This is a genomic window from Micromonospora sp. NPDC005220, from assembly GCF_040607895.1.
Classification (GTDB): domain Bacteria; phylum Actinomycetota; class Actinomycetes; order Mycobacteriales; family Micromonosporaceae; genus Micromonospora.
Window position 1 is genome coordinate 1 of the sequence record NZ_JBEXHP010000129.1, and the last position, 14,571, is coordinate 14,571.

Consider the following 14,571-nt stretch of genomic DNA (forward strand, 5'->3'; position numbering starts at 1 on the left):
AACCCCACCACCCACCCACCCCCCCCCCCCCCCACCCCGCCCGAACCCGTTGATCATGAAGTTATTGCCACCCCGCCCGGCGTGTCATGGCAATAACTTCATGATCAACCCGGGCAAAGGTGGGTGGGGTGGGTGGGGGTGTCAGCCGCGGTTGTTTAGCCAGCGTTGTAGCGGGGAGAGGGGGTTCTCCGTGGGGGGTTGTTGGCGGTTCGGGACGGTCGGGCGTTCCACCGGGCGGCGCGGGTCGCCGGCCAGCTCGTGGCTCGGTGCGACGAACGCCTTCTCCGGCTGGCCCGCCACCGCGGTGGCGATGACCCGGGCGACCGCGTCGATCACCTTGGTCTGCACCGCCGACCCCACCGAGTCGGCCGGGTCGTCCGGGTTGGCGGCGATGCCGGCCACCGCGACCTGCGGGGTGAAGCCGACGAACGTCTCGGTGGCGTTCTGCTCCGAGCTACCCGTCTTACCGGCCACCGGTCGGCCGTCGAGGATGTCGTTCACGCCGGTGGCGGTGCCGCCGTTGCACTGCCCGAACGCCGACTGCTGGCCCACCGGGCAGCGCGCCGCGTCGGTGGCGGCACGGGCGACGTCGGCATCGAGGACCCGCTTGCAGGAGGGCTGCCCGACCGGCACCTTCGCGCCGTCCGCACCGGTCACCGAGACCACCGGCACCGGCGTGCAGTAGGTGCCCTCGGCGGCCACCGTGGCGTACGCGTTGGCCAGGTCCAGCGGGGTCGTGGCCGCCACACCGAGGGTGAACGAACCCCAGTTCGCGGCGTTGTTCTTGGCGAAGGCGGCGTCCGAGTCGGCGCGGAAGGTGATGCCGAGCCGCTGCGCCATCTGCACCACCTTGTCCTGGCCGACCTGCTCGGCCAGCCAGACGAAGTAGGTGTTCACCGAGCGGCCGAAGCCGTCCCACATCATCCGGTACCCGTCCATCCAGTCCGGGTTGGCGTTCGCCGGGCACCAGCGGCCGTCACAGCTGCCCGGTCCCTCGGCGTCGTACCGGGTGGGTAGCTTGGCGGGCGCGTCGAAACCGGTGGAGAGGGTACGGCCCGACTCCAGCGCGGCGAGCATGGTGAACAGCTTGAACGTCGAACCCGCCTGGTACCCGTCGACGCTGGCGCCGCCGGAGATCAACGGGTTGACGGTGTTCGGGTAGTTCGCCTGCCCGGCCGGGTTGTCGGCGAGGCTGTAGTGCCGGTTGACAGCCATCGCCAGCACCTGCCCGGTGCCCGGCTGGACCGCCGCGATCGGCAAGGCGCGCTTGTTGTCGTACCCGTAGACCTTGGTGGCCTGCTGCTGCGCGGTGGCCTGGATCTTCGGGTCCAGCGAGGTGACCACCGTGTAGCCGCCCGAGCGCAGCGCCTGCTCGCGCTCCGCGACGGTGGCCCCGAAGGCCGGCTGGGTCAGCCACCACTGGCGCAGGTAGTCGCAGAAGTAGCCCCAGTCGTCGTGGCCCTGGGAGACGGCGGTGCAGCCGTTGGGCTGGGCGGTGGGGTGCAGGCTCAGCGGCTCGGCCTTGGCCTGCTCGGCCTGCGCGGCGGTGATCGCGTTGGTGGCGACCATCGAGTCCAGCACGTACGACCGGCGGGCCAGCGCCTGGTCCTTGTCGCCGTTGATCGGGCTGTACGCGTCCGGGGACTGCACCAGACCGGCCAGCAGGGCCGACTCGCCGAGGGTCAGCTGCGCCGGAGGTTTTCCGAAGTACCGCTGGCTGGCCGCCGCGATTCCGTACGCGCCGGAGCCGAAGTAGGCGATGTTCAGGTACCGGTCCAGGATCTCGTCCTTGCCGAGGTTCTTGTCCAGCGCGCTCGCGTACCGGATCTCCTGGATCTTGCGGCCCACCGTGGGGTCGGTCGCGGCGGCGCGCTCCTCGGCGGTGCGGGTGGGGTCGGTCTTCAGCACGTTACGGACGTACTGCATGGTCAGCGTCGAGCCGCCCTGCTCGGTGCCGCCGCCCTTGACGTTGGCCACCAGCGCCCGGGCGAGGCCGCGCAGGTCCGCGCCACCGTGGTCGTAGAAGCGCCGGTCCTCGGCCGCCACGATCGCCTGCCGCATCACCGGGGCGATCTCCGACAACGGGACGTCGGTGCGGTTCACGTCGTAGAACGTGGTGATCAGCGTCTTGCCGTCGTTGGCGTAGAGGTACGAGCGCTGCGGCGTGGCCGGGGTGCGCAGCGCGTCGGGCAGCGCGGCGTACGACCCGATCGCGGCGCGCGCGGCGAACCCGACCAGCAGGTTGCCCGGCAGCGCGGCCACGGCCAGGACGAGCCCGGCCAGCACGCCGGCGAGCAGCACGGTGAACAGCCGCGACAGCGGCGAACGGGGGGCGGCCATGCCCCCCAGGGTTGCCACGAAAGCCGCCAACCGACCACCCCGAGCGCTCGATTGTCAGCAACTTCACGCCCCGCCACCAGCCATTCCCCAGCCCACCCACCCCACCCGCCAGCCCCCGTTGACCATGAAGTTGTTGCCACGACACGCCGAAGCCGAGCGCAACAACTTCATGATCAACAGCGCGGGAAACGGGGTGGGGTGATGGGTTTAGGGGTTTGGGGTATTCAGGCTCGCGGCTGCGGCGTCTCGGGCGGTTTCGCGGGGCATCAGGCGGCCGGAGCGGTAGCCGATGCCGATGCCGGCGATCAGCACGAAGATCGCGCCGAACGTCTGCAACGAACCGATCAGGGCACCGCCGAGACCGAGCAGCGGCGCGGCGATGATCAGCATGGCGCCGTCACCGAGGCTGAAGGTGCCCGAGCGGGCCACCGCCCACCCGGTGAGGAACCAGCCCACGCTGTAGAACGTCGCGCCGACCAGGACCAGCGACCGCGCGGTGGCGCCGAAGACCGGCGTCTGCTCTTCGAGCCCGGCGAACGGCAGCATCAGCACGGTGCCGGCGATGCTGACCAGCAGACCGGCGGCGGCCACCCGGCGGCTGCGGGTCGCGGCCAGCAGCCCGGTGAGGGCCAGCAGCGCGAGCAGGCCGAGCCAGACCGCGGCGACCCAACCGATCAGGTACACCGCCCGGCCGTCGGCCGGATAGGGGTCGTTGCCCACCCCTCCGTCGCTGGCCATCGCCACCGCGCCGTAGAGGATGGCGTACGCGGGCAGCAGCCAGACCGCCGCCCGCGCGAACCGGCGTACCGACCAAGCCCAGCTGGCATTCGTGGCGGGGGCGCCCGGGGTCGGGTCGCCAACGAAGGGCAGTACGCCGAACCCGCCACCGGTGCTCCGGGAGCCCAGTGGGGCGACCGGGTCGTGCGCGCCGGGCACCGGGGCCGAGGACCACATCCGATTCGCCGGATCCTTCATGCGTCACCTCGCTCGTCGACGAGCGGTGCGGGACGCGCCGGGGCGCCCCGATTGCCTGGTCACCACCCGTCCTAGGACCGATCGTGGCAGGCGTCGGAGCGCCCCATGAGCATTTCTCGCATTAAGGCCGGGTGCCGGCGCCTCGGTTCGAGGCTCGCCCTGTCCGGCCGGCGTGCCGGATCAGCCGCGTTCGCGCTGGTCGGCTGGGTCCTCGGTCAGGCTGGCCTGGGTGACCGGCTCCGGCGCGGGCAGCCCCTGCGGCTTGTTGCCACCGGTGGCCTGCGCCTCGGCGACGCGTACCTCGTCGTGGATCTGCTGGGCGGCGTCCGCCGCGGCCTGCGCCGCCGCCGCGGCCTCGCGCTCGACCTGGCTCACGTGCTCGGCCGCCTCCGGCGCGGGCAGATCCCCCACCATCTGGCTCAGCCCGCCGAGAGCGCCGCCCATGCCCTCCAGGGCCTTGGTCAGCTCTGCCGGCACGATCCAGACCTTGTTGGCGCTGCCCTGGGCGATCTGCGGCAGGGCCTGCAGATACTGGTAGGCGAGCACCTTCTGGCTCGGGTTCGCCTGGTGGATCGCGTCGAACACCGTCCGGATCGCCTTCGCCTGACCCTCGGCCTGCAGGATCCGGGCCTGCCGGTCACCGTCCGCGCGCAGCACGGCGGACTGCTTGTCGCCCTCGGCGGTGAGGATCACCGACTGCTTGTGCCCCTCGGCGGTCAGAATCGCCGCGCGGCGGTCCCGCTCGGCGCGCATCTGCTTCTCCATCGAGTCGCGGATGCTGGCCGGCGGCTCGATGGCCTTGATCTCGACCCGGGTCACCTTGATGCCCCAGCGGCCGGTGGTCTCGTCCAGCACACCGGACAGGTGCCGGTTGATCTCGTCCCGGCTGGTCAGCGCCCGCTCCAGGTCCAGCGAGCCGATCACGTTACGCAGCGTGGTGACGGTCAGCTGCTCGATGGCCTGCAGGAAGCTGGAGATCTCGTAGGTGGCCCGGACCGAGTCGACCACCTTGAAGTAGAGAACGGTGTCGATCGAGACCACCAGGTTGTCCGAGGTGATCACCGGCTGCGGCGGGAAGCTCACCACCTGCTCCCGCATGTCGACCTTGGAGCGCACCGCGTCGATGAACGGCACCAGCAGGTTGAGGCCGGGGCTGAGGGTGCGCTTGTACTTGCCGAGCCGTTCCACCACGTCCTGGCGCTGCTGCGGCACGATCCGCACCGCCTTGGCCAGCGTAATCACGGCGATCAACGCCACCGCGATGATCAGCACACCTATGACCGTCATCCGTTCACCCTCTCGCTTCCGGCAACTCACCGGCGGAAGAAACATCGTCCTGCCACACCAGGGCCGTCGCGCCCCGGACCTTTATCACCCGAACCCGTTGACCGGGCTCGAAAGTCTGCGTCGTGTCGTACGACCGGGCGGTCCACAACTCACCGTCGATCTTGACGAGACCCCGCTCGGCGTCCACCCGTTCCAGCACCAGCGCCGTGGAGCCCTCGATCGCCTCCACGCCGAACGGCTGCTCGCCGCTCTCCAGCGCGGAGCGGCTGTGCCGCCGGATGACCGGTCGGACCACCACCAGGCTCAACACCGACACCACCGCGAAGACCAGCGCCTGCACAGCGACCGGCGCGCCCAGGGCGGCCGCACCGGCGGCGGCGAACGCACCGGCCCCAAACATGATCAGAAATAGCGTCGTCGTGAAAATCTCGGCGACGGCCAGCAGCACACCCAAAACGATCCACACCACGGCGTCCACCCCCTGATCGTGACACGCGAATGCACGTGCAGCCCACCTGTGATGATCAGTAGGCTCGCGGGAACGGACTGGCCGACCGAAACTCTTCCGACCACGGTCCGGCCCGAGCCACCGATCGAGGAGAGATCTCGTTGACCCTGCTGCCCGCGACCGCCCGACAGATCGACACCCAGGTCGCCCAGGCGCAGATCGACGGCCGTACCCCGTCACTGGCGCTGGGCGTGGTCCGCGACGGCGCGCTGGTCCACCTGGCCGCCGCAGGCGAGCACCCTCGCCCGGACGCCGACCTGCAGTACCGGGTCGGCTCGATCAGCAAGACGATGACCGCGACCCTGATCATGCAGCTGCGCGACGCCGGCCGGCTCAGCGTCGACGACGAGCTGGAGAAGCACCTACCGGGCACCGGTGTCGGCTCGCTCACCCTGCGTCAACTGCTCGGGCATGTCAGCGGCATGCAACGCGAACCTGACGGCGACTGGTGGGAACGGGCGGCGGGCACCGACCTGGCCACGCTGCTCGCCGGCCTGAGCACCGACAAGATCGCCTATCCGCCGCACACCGCGTACCACTACTCCAACCTGGCGTACGGGCTGCTCGGCGGAGTGCTCGAACGGCTCACCGGAATGCCCTGGGCCGACCTGCTCAACGAACGGCTGCTCGGCCCGCTGGGAATGCGCCGTACCACGTACGCGGCCACCGAGCCGTACGCCCGCGGCTACGTCGTCCACCCCTGGCGCGGCACGCTGCGCGAGGAGCCCCGCACCGACACCGGCGCGATGGCCCCCGCCGGGCAGCTCTGGTCGACGATCGGGGACCTGGGCCGCTGGGCCGCCTTCCTCGCCGACCCCGACCCGTCGGTGCTGGCCGCCGAGACGCTCACCGAGATGTGCGCGCCCGTGGTGATCAGCGACCTCGACTCCTGGTCCGGCGGGCACGGCCTGGGGCTGGAGCTCTACCGGGACGGCGAGCGCGTGTACGTCGGACACGGTGGCTCGATGCCCGGGTACGTGGCCGCCCTCACGGTGCACCGGCCGACCCGCACCGCCGTGGTCGGTTTCGCCAACTCGTACGGCTTCCCGATCACCGGGCTCGGCCGCCGGCTGCTGACCACCGTGCTGGACGCCGAGCCGGCGCTCCCGAAGCCGTGGCGGCCGGCCACCGCCACGCCCGCGGCCGAACTGGCCGAGCTGACCGGCCGCTGGTGGTGGATGGGCACGTCGCTGGACCTGCACTGGGACGCGGGTGACCTGCTGGCCCACGTACGCGGGGAGCGGGTGAGCCGGTTCACGGCCGAGGGGACGGACCGCTGGCGGGGCCGCTCCGGCCCGGAGAACGGCGAGATCCTGACGGTGCGGCGCGACGACGGCGGACGGGCGGTGGCGCTCGACATCGCCACGTTCGTCTTCACCCGCAGCCCCGACGACATCCCCTGACCCGCCCCCGGACGAATCGGGCGGTCAGGGGGCTTCGGTGACGAAGTCGATGAGGCGCTCCATGGCGTTGATCAGAGGTGTCTCCACGTCGGCGAAGCTGTTCACCCGGGACAGGATGTGCCGCCACATGTCGGCCGGCTCGGCCACCCCGAGGGCCGCGCAGACCCCCTCCTTCCACGGCCGCCCCGGCGGCACCACCGGCCAGGCCGCGATGCCCAACGCCGCCGGCTTGACCGCCTGCCACACGTCCACGTAGGGGTGCCCGGTCACCAGCACGTACGGCGAGTTCACCCGGGCGACGATCCGGCTCTCCTTGCTGCCCGGCACCAGGTGGTCGACGAGTACGCCGAGTCGTCGGGTCGGGCCGGGGCCGAAGTCGCGCACCTCGGCGTCGAGGGCATCGATGCCGTCCAACGGCTCGACCACCACGCCCTCGATCCGTAGGTCGTCACCCCAGATCCGCTCGACCAGCGCGGCGTCATGGATGCCCTCGACCCAGATTCGGCTGGCCTTCGCCACCTGGGCCCGCACGTTGTCCACGGCGACCGAACCGGACGCGGTCCGCCGACGGGCCGCCGGCACCGGCGCGCGGGTCGGGCGGCGCAACGTCACCGGCCGGCCGTCGAGCAGGAACGCCGCCGGCAGCAGCGGAAAGTTGCGTCGCTTACCGTGCCGGTCCTCCAACACCACCGCGCCAGCCTCGAAGCCCACCACCGCGCCGCAGAACCCGGAGTCGGCGTCCTCCACCACGAGATCTGGTTCGGCGTCCACCTCGGGGGTGACCTTGCGCCGCCGCCAGTCGCCCGCCAACACGTCCTCGCCGTATCGCCCCGCCATGTCGATCACGCTAACCCCGGCCCGCGCCCACCCCGGCCCCCGACACACCGCCCCGCGTCCGCACCACCCACCGCAGACCCGCGTCTTCCGCCGGCACCAGCACGAGGAATGGGGCGAACAGGGCAGTTGGGGGCAGGCCGGGCGACCGGAGCGGCAGTCGAGACAGGGCCGGTCATGACCACGTACCCTTTCGGCATGTCCACCCCCGCAACGGGCGCGGCCACACTCACGCCGCGCCGGTCCAGCCGGTTCGTTGCCTGGGTGCGCGCGTGGCGCGCCGGGTTGGTGCCGTACGACGAAGTCGCCGACGCCATCGCCGGCGACGAGGAGCACCTCGTGGCGGACGCCCCCGGCACCTGGACCGACGTCCCGCTGGGCGCCGCGCTGCCCACTCTGGCCAAACTCTCCCCGGACGAGATCCGCCTGGTGCTGCCGGCGCCCGGCGACCCGCGAGGGCTGCCCGGCCCCGGCGACTTCGCCGGAGCGGCGCTGGTCACCGGCGAGGCGGTGGTCGCCGGCGGGCTCGGCTTGATTCCCCAGGTGCGACTGCACACCTCCGGCTCGGGGGACTGTTTCGAGACGGTGCTCTGGCGGGTCTACCCGCTGCCGGCCAACGCGCCCGCCGCCTCGCTCGCACTGCCCGGCGCCGCCGAGGCGGAGGCCGAGCTGGCCGCCGCGCTGGCCGAGACGACCGCCGTGCTGACCCGTCTCGACGTGGCCCAGTGGCGGCCCGAGCTGGCCGGTGCGCTGGCCGCGCTGCGCCGCCCGGACGGCACCACCGACCTGCCACCGGGGTTCGACCCGCGGGCCCGCCGGCTCTTCGCCCGGGCGGCGGTGCTCGACCGGGTGCTGGCGCTGGCCGGGCACGCCGCTCCGGGCGGCGCGATCAACAACTACGAGGCGCAGCAACGGGACGCGGCGTTGCGGCCGCTGACCGCGGCCTGCCGGCAGGCGCTGGTGGCCGCCTGCAACGCTCCCCTGCGCCCCTGACCAGACCGCCCCCACGAGCACCGCAGCAACGCCCCCGGACGGCGACGGCAACCACGACCTGCGCCGGCGAGGTCCGGGGCTGGTCAGATCTCGTCGAGCAGGTCCGCGACCGAGTTGACGATCCGGGACGGACGGTACGGGTAACGCTCCGCCTCGGTGCGGCTGCTGATCCCGGTGAGCACCAGGATCGTCTCCAGCCCTGCCTCCAGGCCACACAGGATGTCGGTGTCCATCCGGTCACCGATCATCGCGGTGCTCTCCGAGTGCGCGTCGATGGTGTTGAGCGCCGAGCGCATCATCATCGGGTTGGGCTTGCCGACGAAGTACGGCTCGACCCCGGTCGCCTTGGAGATCATGGCGGCGACCGAGCCAGCGGCGGGTAGCGCGCCCTCCACCGACGGGCCGGTCACGTCGGGGTTGGTGCAGATGAACCGGGCGCCGTCGTTGATCAGGCGGACCGCCTTGGTGATCGCCTCGAAGCTGTAGGTGCGGGTCTCGCCGAGCACCACGTAGTCGGGGGCGAAGTCGGTCAGCACGTAGCCGACGGCGTGCAGCGCGGTGGTCAGGCCGGCCTCACCGATGACGTACGCGGTGCCGCCCGGCCGTTGGTCGGCGAGGAACTGACCGGTGGCCAGGGCGGAGGACCAGATCGACTCCTCCGGCACGTCCAGCCCCATCCGGCTGAGCCGGGCCGTCAGATCCCGTGGGGTGTAGATCGAGTTGTTGGTCAGCACCAGGAACGGCTTGCCGGAGGCGCGCAGCCGGTTGATGAACTCCGGCGCGCCGGGCACCGGCTGGCCCTCGTGCACCAGCACGCCGTCCATGTCGGTCAGCCAGCTCTGCACAGGCTTGCGGTCATGCATCGGTTCCCCCAGCAGGCGTCGGACGACGGGTCGGCACACAGCAGACGGTGGCGCAGGTGTCCCACATGGGCAGCTCGCCCAGGCGCCGGCGCAGCTGCGCGCCGTCCGGGTCAATCCGCTCGGTGACCAGCTCACGCACCATGCTCACGAAGCGCGGGTCGGTGCCCGGCGTGCCGGCGCGGACGAAGTCCAGGCCGAGCTGCTTCGCCGTCTCCAGCGCCTCGGTGTCCAGGTCCCACACCACCTCCAGGTGGTCGGAGACGAACCCGATCGGGCTGACCACCACGGCGGTGGTGCCGCCCTGCGCGAGGGTGGCCAGGTGGTCGTTGACGTCCGGCTCCAGCCAGGGCACCTGCGGCGGGCCGGAGCGGCTCTGCCAGACCAGGTCGTACGCCAGGTCGGGGGCGGCGGCCGCGGCGACGATCCGGACGGTCTCGTGCAACTGCGCCTCGTACCGGCCGCCGTGCGGGCCGGCGTTGGCCGCCATCGAGCTGGGGATGGAGTGGGCGGTGAAGACCAGCCGGGTGGTGTCCCGCTTCTCCGGGTCGAGCTGGCCCAGCGCCGCCCGGACCGCGTCGACGTGCGGCTCGACGAAGCCGGGGTGGTCCCAGAACTGGCGCAGTTTCTCGATCACCGGCGCGTCCGGCCCCACGGCGGCCCGGGCGGCGGCGATGTCCTCCTGGTACTGCCGGCAGGACGAGTAGCCGCCGTACGCGCTGGTGACGAAGGCCAGCGCTCGGGTGACCCCGTCGTCGCGCATCTGCGTCACGGTGTCGGCGAGCATCGGGTCCCAGTTCCGGTTGCCCCAGTAGACGGGCAGGTCGACACCGTGCGCGGCGAAGTCGGCGCGGACGGCGGCCAGCAGCTCCCGGCACTGCTGGTTGATCGGGGACACCCCACCGAAGTGCTGGTAGTGCTCGGCGACCTCGACCAGCCGCTCGGGCGGCACACCTCGGCCTCGGGTCACGTTCTGCAGGAACGGCATCACGTCCTCGGGCCGTTCGGGCCCGCCGAAGGACACCAGCACCACCGCGTCGTACGACATGCTGTCATTCTTGCCCCTCGGCCGGGACGTCCCGGCGACGCCCCCTGGTCCGGACGCGTGGGTCACGCGAACGGCGACCAGGGAGCGTCGCGGTGCAGCGTCAGGAACCGATGGCGTGGTAGCCGCCGTCGACGTGGACGATCTCGCCGGTGGTGGCCGGGAACCAGTCGGAGAGCAGCGCCAGGCAGGCCCGCGCGGCGGGCTCCTGGTCGGTGAGGCTCCAGCCCAGCGGGGCACGCTCGGCCCAGGCGTTCTCGAACTGGTCGAAGCCGGGGATCGACTTCGCGGCGATGGTGCGCAGCGGCCCGGCGGCGACCAGGTTGCTGCGGATGCCCTGCTTGCCCAGGTGCATCGCCAGGTAGCGGGACGTGGACTCCAGGCCGGCCTTGGCCACGCCCATCCAGTCGTAGACCGGCCACGCCTTGGTGGCGTCGAAGGTCAGGCCGACCACCGCGCCGCCGGGCGACATCAGCGGCAGCGCCGCCATCGCGAGGGACTTGTAGGAGAAGGTGGAGACGTGCAGGGCGGTCGCCACGTCCTCCCAGGGCGCGTCGAGGAAGCCGCCGCCCAGGCAGCTCTGCGGGGCGAAGCCGATCGAGTGCACGACGCCGTCGAGGCCGTCGACGTGCTCGCGTACCCGGTCGGCGAGGCCGGCCAGGTGCTCGGTGTTGGTGACGTCCACCTCGATGACCGGCGCGGGCTCGGGCAGCCGCTTGGCGATCCGCTCGACCAGGGAGAGCCGGCCGTAGCCGGTGAGCACGACCTGCGCGCCGTTCTCCTGGGCGAGCTTCGCCACCGAGAAGGCGATCGAGGCGTCGGTGATGACACCGGTGACGAGCAGCCGCTTACCGGCGAGCAGTCCGGACATCGCAGATTTCCTCCGTAGTCAAAAGGGTTAGTGGCCCATGCCGAGGCCGCCGTCGACCGGGATGACGGCGCCGGAGACGTACCCGGCGCTGTCCGAGGCCAGCCAGGTGACCACGGCGGCGACCTCCTCCGGGCTGGCCATCCGGCCGGCCGGGATGGACTTGAGGATCTCCGCCTTGCGGTCGTCGGTGAGGCCGGCGGTCATGTCGGTGTCGATGAAGCCGGGCGCCACCACGTTCGCGGTGATGTTGCGGCTGCCCAGCTCCCGGGTGATCGACCGGGCGACGCCGACGAGGCCGGCCTTGCTGGCGGCGTAGTTGACCTGGCCGGCACCGCCGGCGAGGCCGACCACCGAGGAGATGAAGATCATGCGGCCCCACTTGGCGCGGAGCATCTTGCCGGAGGCCCGCTTCGCGACCCGGAACGCGCCGGTGAGGTTGGTGTCCACCACTTGAGTGAACTGCTCCTCGGTCATCCGCAGCAGCAGCGTGTCGGCGGTCATGCCGGCGTTGGCGACCAGCACCTCGACCGGCCCCAGCTCGGCCTCGACGGCGGTGAACGCGGCGTCGATCGAGGCGGCGTCGGTGACGTCGGCGCGTACGCCGAACAGCCCGTCGGGTGCCTCGCCACTGCGGTGGGTGACCGCCACCCGGTCGCCCTGCTTGGCGAAGGCCTGCGCGATGGCCAGGCCGATTCCCCGGTTGCCCCCGGTCACCAGCACGGTACGGGCCACTGTTCCCCCTTGCTCAACTGATCTCAGTCGCAGGCGAGCCTAGGCGTTACCGGCAGGTAAGCGCTAACGGGAGTCGCGTCACACTGGGGTATCACACCGGGATCAACCCCTGGTGGCACGCCTCGTGGCGGGGTCGGCCCGTAGCCTCCGGGTGGTGAACCGGCACCCGATCGCCGTGGCCCTGCGGGCCCTGCGACAGACCCTGCTGGGCCCGGACGCCCGGCCCGAACGGCCGCTGCTGGCCCGGTGGCCCGGGGCGGCCCGCTACGCCGCCCCGGTCGGGCTGCTCGCCGCGCTCGGCCTCTTCCTGATCACGCTGACCGTGGAGAGCGAGTGGGGCCTACCGATGCCGGTCGCGGTGCTGTTCGCGGCGATGACAGTGGCACCGCTGCTGGCGCTGCCCCGGCGTCCGCTGCTGGCCTGGCGACTGACGGTGCTGGCCCTGCTGATCTGCACGTTCAACGCGCCGGCCGACCAGTCCTGGCCGTGGACCCCGCCGCTGGCGCTCGGCTCGGTCGCGGTGGTCGCGGTGGTCGTCGCGCGGGTCGACCGGCCGGTGCTGGGATGGGTGGTGACGATCACCACGGTGCCGGTGTTCTACCTGGTGCACCCCGAGAACCGGGTCCCGGTCCTGCTGCTGCTCGGCGCGCTGGCGATCGCCGGCGACCTGATCCGGCGCAATCGGCTGTCCCGGCACGCGCTGGCCGCGCAGACCGAGCTGAGCGAGCGGGAGCAGGAACGCCGCGCGGTGCTGGAGGAGCGCACCCGGATCGCCCGGGAGCTGCACGACGTGGTGGCCCACCACATGTCGCTGATCGCGGTGCAGGCGGAGACCGCCCCGTACCGGCTGACCGACGTGCCGGCCCCGGCCGCCGCGGAGTTCGTCGCCATCGCCGCGTCGGCCCGCGACGCGCTGACCGACATGCGGCGGCTGCTGGGGGTGCTGCGCAGTGAGACGACCGGGCCGCAGACCACGCCGCAGCCGAACCTGACCGACCTGGGCGCCATGGTGGACGCGGCCCGTCGGGCCGGGCTGCCGGTCACAGTGGACGCCGAGCTGGTGGACGACGACCGGGTGCCCGCGCCGGTCGGGCTGGCCGCGTACCGCATCGTGCAGGAGGGCCTGGCCAACGCGGCCCGACACGCCGCCGGTGCCGCGGTGCGCGTCACGGTCCGCGTCGGTCCGTCCAGCCTGGAGGTACGCGTCGACAACTCCCCGGCCGACGTCCGACCGACCGCCGACGGTGGCTCCGGGCACGGGCTGACCGGCATGCGGGAGCGGGCCACCTCGCTGGGCGGTACGTTCACCGCCGGGCCGCTGCCCGACGGAGGTTACGCGGTGGCGGCCGAGCTGCCGTACGACGCGGAGGGCGGGGACCGATGATCCGGGTGCTGATCGCCGACGACCAGGCGATGGTCCGGCAGGGTTTCGGCGCGCTGCTCGCCGCCCAACCGGATCTGCTGGTGGTGGGTGACGCCGCCGACGGGGCGCAGGCCGTGGCCGCCGCCCGTCACCTCGACCCGGACGTGGTGCTGATGGACGTGCGGATGCCGGTCATGGACGGGCTGGAGGCCACCCGCAAGCTGCTCGGTGACCGGTCGGCGCAGCGACCCCGGGTGCTCATCCTCACCACCTTCGACCTGGACGACTACGTGTACGAGGCGCTGCGCGCCGGGGCCAGCGGCTTCCTGCTCAAGGACGCCCCGGCGGCCGATCTGGTGCAGGCGGTGCGGGTGGTGGCGGCCGGGGACGCGCTGCTCGCTCCTGCGGTCACCCGCCGGTTGATCGCCGAGTTCGCGGCGCGCCCGGATCGCCGCCGCCCACGCCCCACCGACCTGGCCGGGCTCACTCCACGCGAGACCGAGGTGCTCCGGTTGATCGCCCGGGGACGCAACAACGCGGAGATCGCGGGTGACCTGGTGGTGGCCGAGCAGACCGTGAAGACGCACGTCGGGCGGATCCTGGCCAAGCTGGGTCTGCGGGACCGGGCCCAGGCCGTGGTGCTGGCGTACGAGACGGGTCTGGTGGCCGCCGGCGAGTAGCCCCGTGGAGCCAGCCCGGGAACGGCTCCCGCTGCTCGCCGCGGTGCTGGTCACTGTGGTGCGGGTGGGCCAGTCGGGGTCGCTCCGCCACGGCGGCGTACGGGCCGATGGTGAGCGGCGTCACCAACCGGGCGGTGGAGGGGCCGCCGACCGGTCGGCCGAGTGCGTTCCGTCGACCCCGCAGGTGTACGATCATCGACGTTCCGGCCGGCCCGACTTGCAGGAGGTGATCGCTGTGCGAGATAGCGATCCTCCCAGTCGTGGCCGGGCCGATGGTCAGTCCCGCTGAGCCACGACTCAGTCTGGTGAGCTGACCCCGCTCCGCTCCCCACCGCTTTGGCAGCCGCCGAGGCGAGTGTGCCGCGCCGCCCGATCCCGGGCGGTCGCCGGGAGCCGCCCGGTCACGACTTCGTGTGCGCGTCCCTACCCCCTGCGGTCCGCCCCCTGCACGCGGACCGTCCAGCCGCCACCCGGAGCCGTCCATGAGCCGCTACGTCGCCCCGCTGGGCTTCACCCTCGCCGCCGTCTGGGTGGCCATCGTCTTCGTACTCGCCGGGGGGGGGGCCAGACCCCCCCCCGCGCCCCGGTCACAACATACCGGGCGCCCACAGCAGACAGACCCCCCCCCCCCCCAGCCCCCGCAGCAAACCCCCCCCCCCGGTCCCCAGGGGGTTCTCACG

14 protein-coding genes are annotated in these 14,571 nt (G+C 72.3%); 5 read left to right on the forward strand and 9 right to left on the reverse strand.

What is annotated here, in order from left to right; translation table 11 throughout:
• Nucleotides 1–141 precede the first annotated feature (141 nt).
• The 4 genes from ABZU52_RS28555 to ABZU52_RS28570 form a co-directional block, all read right to left on the reverse strand.
• Nucleotides 142–2,340: a transglycosylase domain-containing protein gene (locus ABZU52_RS28555; protein WP_354974057.1), complete on the reverse strand. Its 2,199-nt coding sequence runs from the start codon at nucleotides 2,338–2,340 to the stop codon at nucleotides 142–144.
• Nucleotides 2,341–2,547: 207 nt separating this feature from the next.
• Nucleotides 2,548–3,315: a hypothetical protein gene (locus ABZU52_RS28560; protein WP_354974058.1), complete on the reverse strand. Its 768-nt coding sequence runs from the start codon at nucleotides 3,313–3,315 to the stop codon at nucleotides 2,548–2,550.
• Between the two features lie 180 nt (nucleotides 3,316–3,495).
• Nucleotides 3,496–4,602: an SPFH domain-containing protein gene (locus tag ABZU52_RS28565; protein WP_354974059.1), complete on the reverse strand. Its 1,107-nt coding sequence runs from the start codon at nucleotides 4,600–4,602 to the stop codon at nucleotides 3,496–3,498.
• A gap of 4 nt (nucleotides 4,603–4,606) precedes the next feature.
• Nucleotides 4,607–5,080 (reverse strand): NfeD family protein, encoded by a 474-nt coding sequence (locus ABZU52_RS28570; protein ID WP_354974060.1) that lies wholly within the window; start codon nucleotides 5,078–5,080, stop codon nucleotides 4,607–4,609.
• A gap of 131 nt (nucleotides 5,081–5,211) precedes the next feature.
• On the opposite strand from ABZU52_RS28570, the gene ABZU52_RS28575 reads away from it, so the two are divergent.
• A complete protein-coding gene (locus tag ABZU52_RS28575; RefSeq protein WP_354974061.1) occupies nucleotides 5,212–6,513 on the forward strand; it encodes a serine hydrolase domain-containing protein in 1,302 nt (433 codons plus the stop codon).
• A gap of 24 nt (nucleotides 6,514–6,537) precedes the next feature.
• Here the strand turns inward: ABZU52_RS28575 and ABZU52_RS28580 are convergent, their stop codons facing one another.
• Nucleotides 6,538–7,350 carry a DUF3097 domain-containing protein gene (locus tag ABZU52_RS28580; RefSeq protein WP_252419965.1) on the reverse strand — a complete coding sequence of 271 codons (813 nt, stop codon included), beginning with the start codon at nucleotides 7,348–7,350 and terminating at the stop codon, nucleotides 6,538–6,540.
• Here ABZU52_RS28580 and ABZU52_RS28585 point away from each other — a divergent pair.
• On the forward strand, nucleotides 7,349–7,528 hold the full coding sequence (locus tag ABZU52_RS28585) for a hypothetical protein (protein WP_354974062.1): 180 nt from the start codon (nucleotides 7,349–7,351) through the stop codon (nucleotides 7,526–7,528). The two genes, ABZU52_RS28580 and ABZU52_RS28585, sit on opposite strands and share 2 nt — an antisense overlap.
• 17 nt (nucleotides 7,529–7,545) lie before the next feature.
• Entirely contained in the window at nucleotides 7,546–8,340 is a 795-nt protein-coding gene (locus tag ABZU52_RS28590; protein WP_354974063.1) for a hypothetical protein, read from the forward strand.
• 83 nt (nucleotides 8,341–8,423) lie between these two features.
• Here the strand turns inward: ABZU52_RS28590 and ABZU52_RS28595 are convergent, their stop codons facing one another.
• The 4 genes from ABZU52_RS28595 to fabG all read right to left on the reverse strand — a co-directional run bounded on the left by ABZU52_RS28595 (nucleotide 8,424) and on the right by fabG (nucleotide 11,848).
• Nucleotides 8,424–9,203: an HAD-IIA family hydrolase gene (locus tag ABZU52_RS28595; protein ID WP_354974064.1), complete on the reverse strand. Its 780-nt coding sequence runs from the start codon at nucleotides 9,201–9,203 to the stop codon at nucleotides 8,424–8,426.
• Nucleotides 9,196–10,248, reverse strand: coding sequence for a ferrochelatase (locus ABZU52_RS28600; protein WP_354974065.1), 1,053 nt, complete (start codon nucleotides 10,246–10,248; stop codon nucleotides 9,196–9,198). The genes ABZU52_RS28595 and ABZU52_RS28600 overlap by 8 nt, the downstream gene beginning before the upstream one ends.
• Nucleotides 10,249–10,348: 100 nt before the next feature.
• Nucleotides 10,349–11,116, reverse strand: coding sequence for an enoyl-ACP reductase FabI (fabI, locus tag ABZU52_RS28605; RefSeq protein ID WP_354974066.1), 768 nt, complete (start codon nucleotides 11,114–11,116; stop codon nucleotides 10,349–10,351).
• Nucleotides 11,117–11,143: 27 nt separating this feature from the next.
• Entirely contained in the window at nucleotides 11,144–11,848 is a 705-nt protein-coding gene (gene fabG / locus ABZU52_RS28610; protein WP_354974067.1) for a 3-oxoacyl-ACP reductase FabG, read from the reverse strand.
• A gap of 154 nt (nucleotides 11,849–12,002) precedes the next feature.
• On the opposite strand from fabG, the gene ABZU52_RS28615 reads away from it, so the two are divergent.
• Nucleotides 12,003–13,232: a histidine kinase gene (locus ABZU52_RS28615; protein WP_354974068.1), complete on the forward strand. Its 1,230-nt coding sequence runs from the start codon at nucleotides 12,003–12,005 to the stop codon at nucleotides 13,230–13,232.
• Nucleotides 13,229–13,891 (forward strand): response regulator transcription factor, encoded by a 663-nt coding sequence (locus tag ABZU52_RS28620; RefSeq protein WP_272612498.1) that lies wholly within the window; start codon nucleotides 13,229–13,231, stop codon nucleotides 13,889–13,891. Before ABZU52_RS28615 ends, ABZU52_RS28620 begins: the two co-directional genes overlap by 4 nt.
• Nucleotides 13,892–14,571 lie beyond the last annotated feature (680 nt).

What these genes read in the sequence shown, in the direction of transcription:
- fabI (WP_354974066.1), bottom strand. Translation starts at nt 11,116, where the DNA reads ATGTCCGGACTGCTCGCCGGTAAGCGGCTGCTCGTCACCGGTGTCATC.
- ABZU52_RS28555 (WP_354974057.1), bottom strand. Translation starts at nt 2,340, where the DNA reads ATGGCCGCCCCCCGTTCGCCGCTGTCGCGGCTGTTCACCGTGCTGCTC.
- ABZU52_RS28590 (WP_354974063.1), top strand. Translation starts at nt 7,546, where the DNA reads ATGTCCACCCCCGCAACGGGCGCGGCCACACTCACGCCGCGCCGGTCC.
- ABZU52_RS28595 (WP_354974064.1), bottom strand. Translation starts at nt 9,203, where the DNA reads ATGCATGACCGCAAGCCTGTGCAGAGCTGGCTGACCGACATGGACGGC.
- ABZU52_RS28565 (WP_354974059.1), bottom strand. Translation starts at nt 4,602, where the DNA reads ATGACGGTCATAGGTGTGCTGATCATCGCGGTGGCGTTGATCGCCGTG.
- ABZU52_RS28600 (WP_354974065.1), bottom strand. Translation starts at nt 10,248, where the DNA reads ATGTCGTACGACGCGGTGGTGCTGGTGTCCTTCGGCGGGCCCGAACGG.
- ABZU52_RS28620 (WP_272612498.1), top strand. Translation starts at nt 13,229, where the DNA reads ATGATCCGGGTGCTGATCGCCGACGACCAGGCGATGGTCCGGCAGGGT.
- ABZU52_RS28560 (WP_354974058.1), bottom strand. Translation starts at nt 3,315, where the DNA reads ATGAAGGATCCGGCGAATCGGATGTGGTCCTCGGCCCCGGTGCCCGGC.
- ABZU52_RS28585 (WP_354974062.1), top strand. Translation starts at nt 7,349, where the DNA reads ATGTCGATCACGCTAACCCCGGCCCGCGCCCACCCCGGCCCCCGACAC.
- ABZU52_RS28580 (WP_252419965.1), bottom strand. Translation starts at nt 7,350, where the DNA reads ATGGCGGGGCGATACGGCGAGGACGTGTTGGCGGGCGACTGGCGGCGG.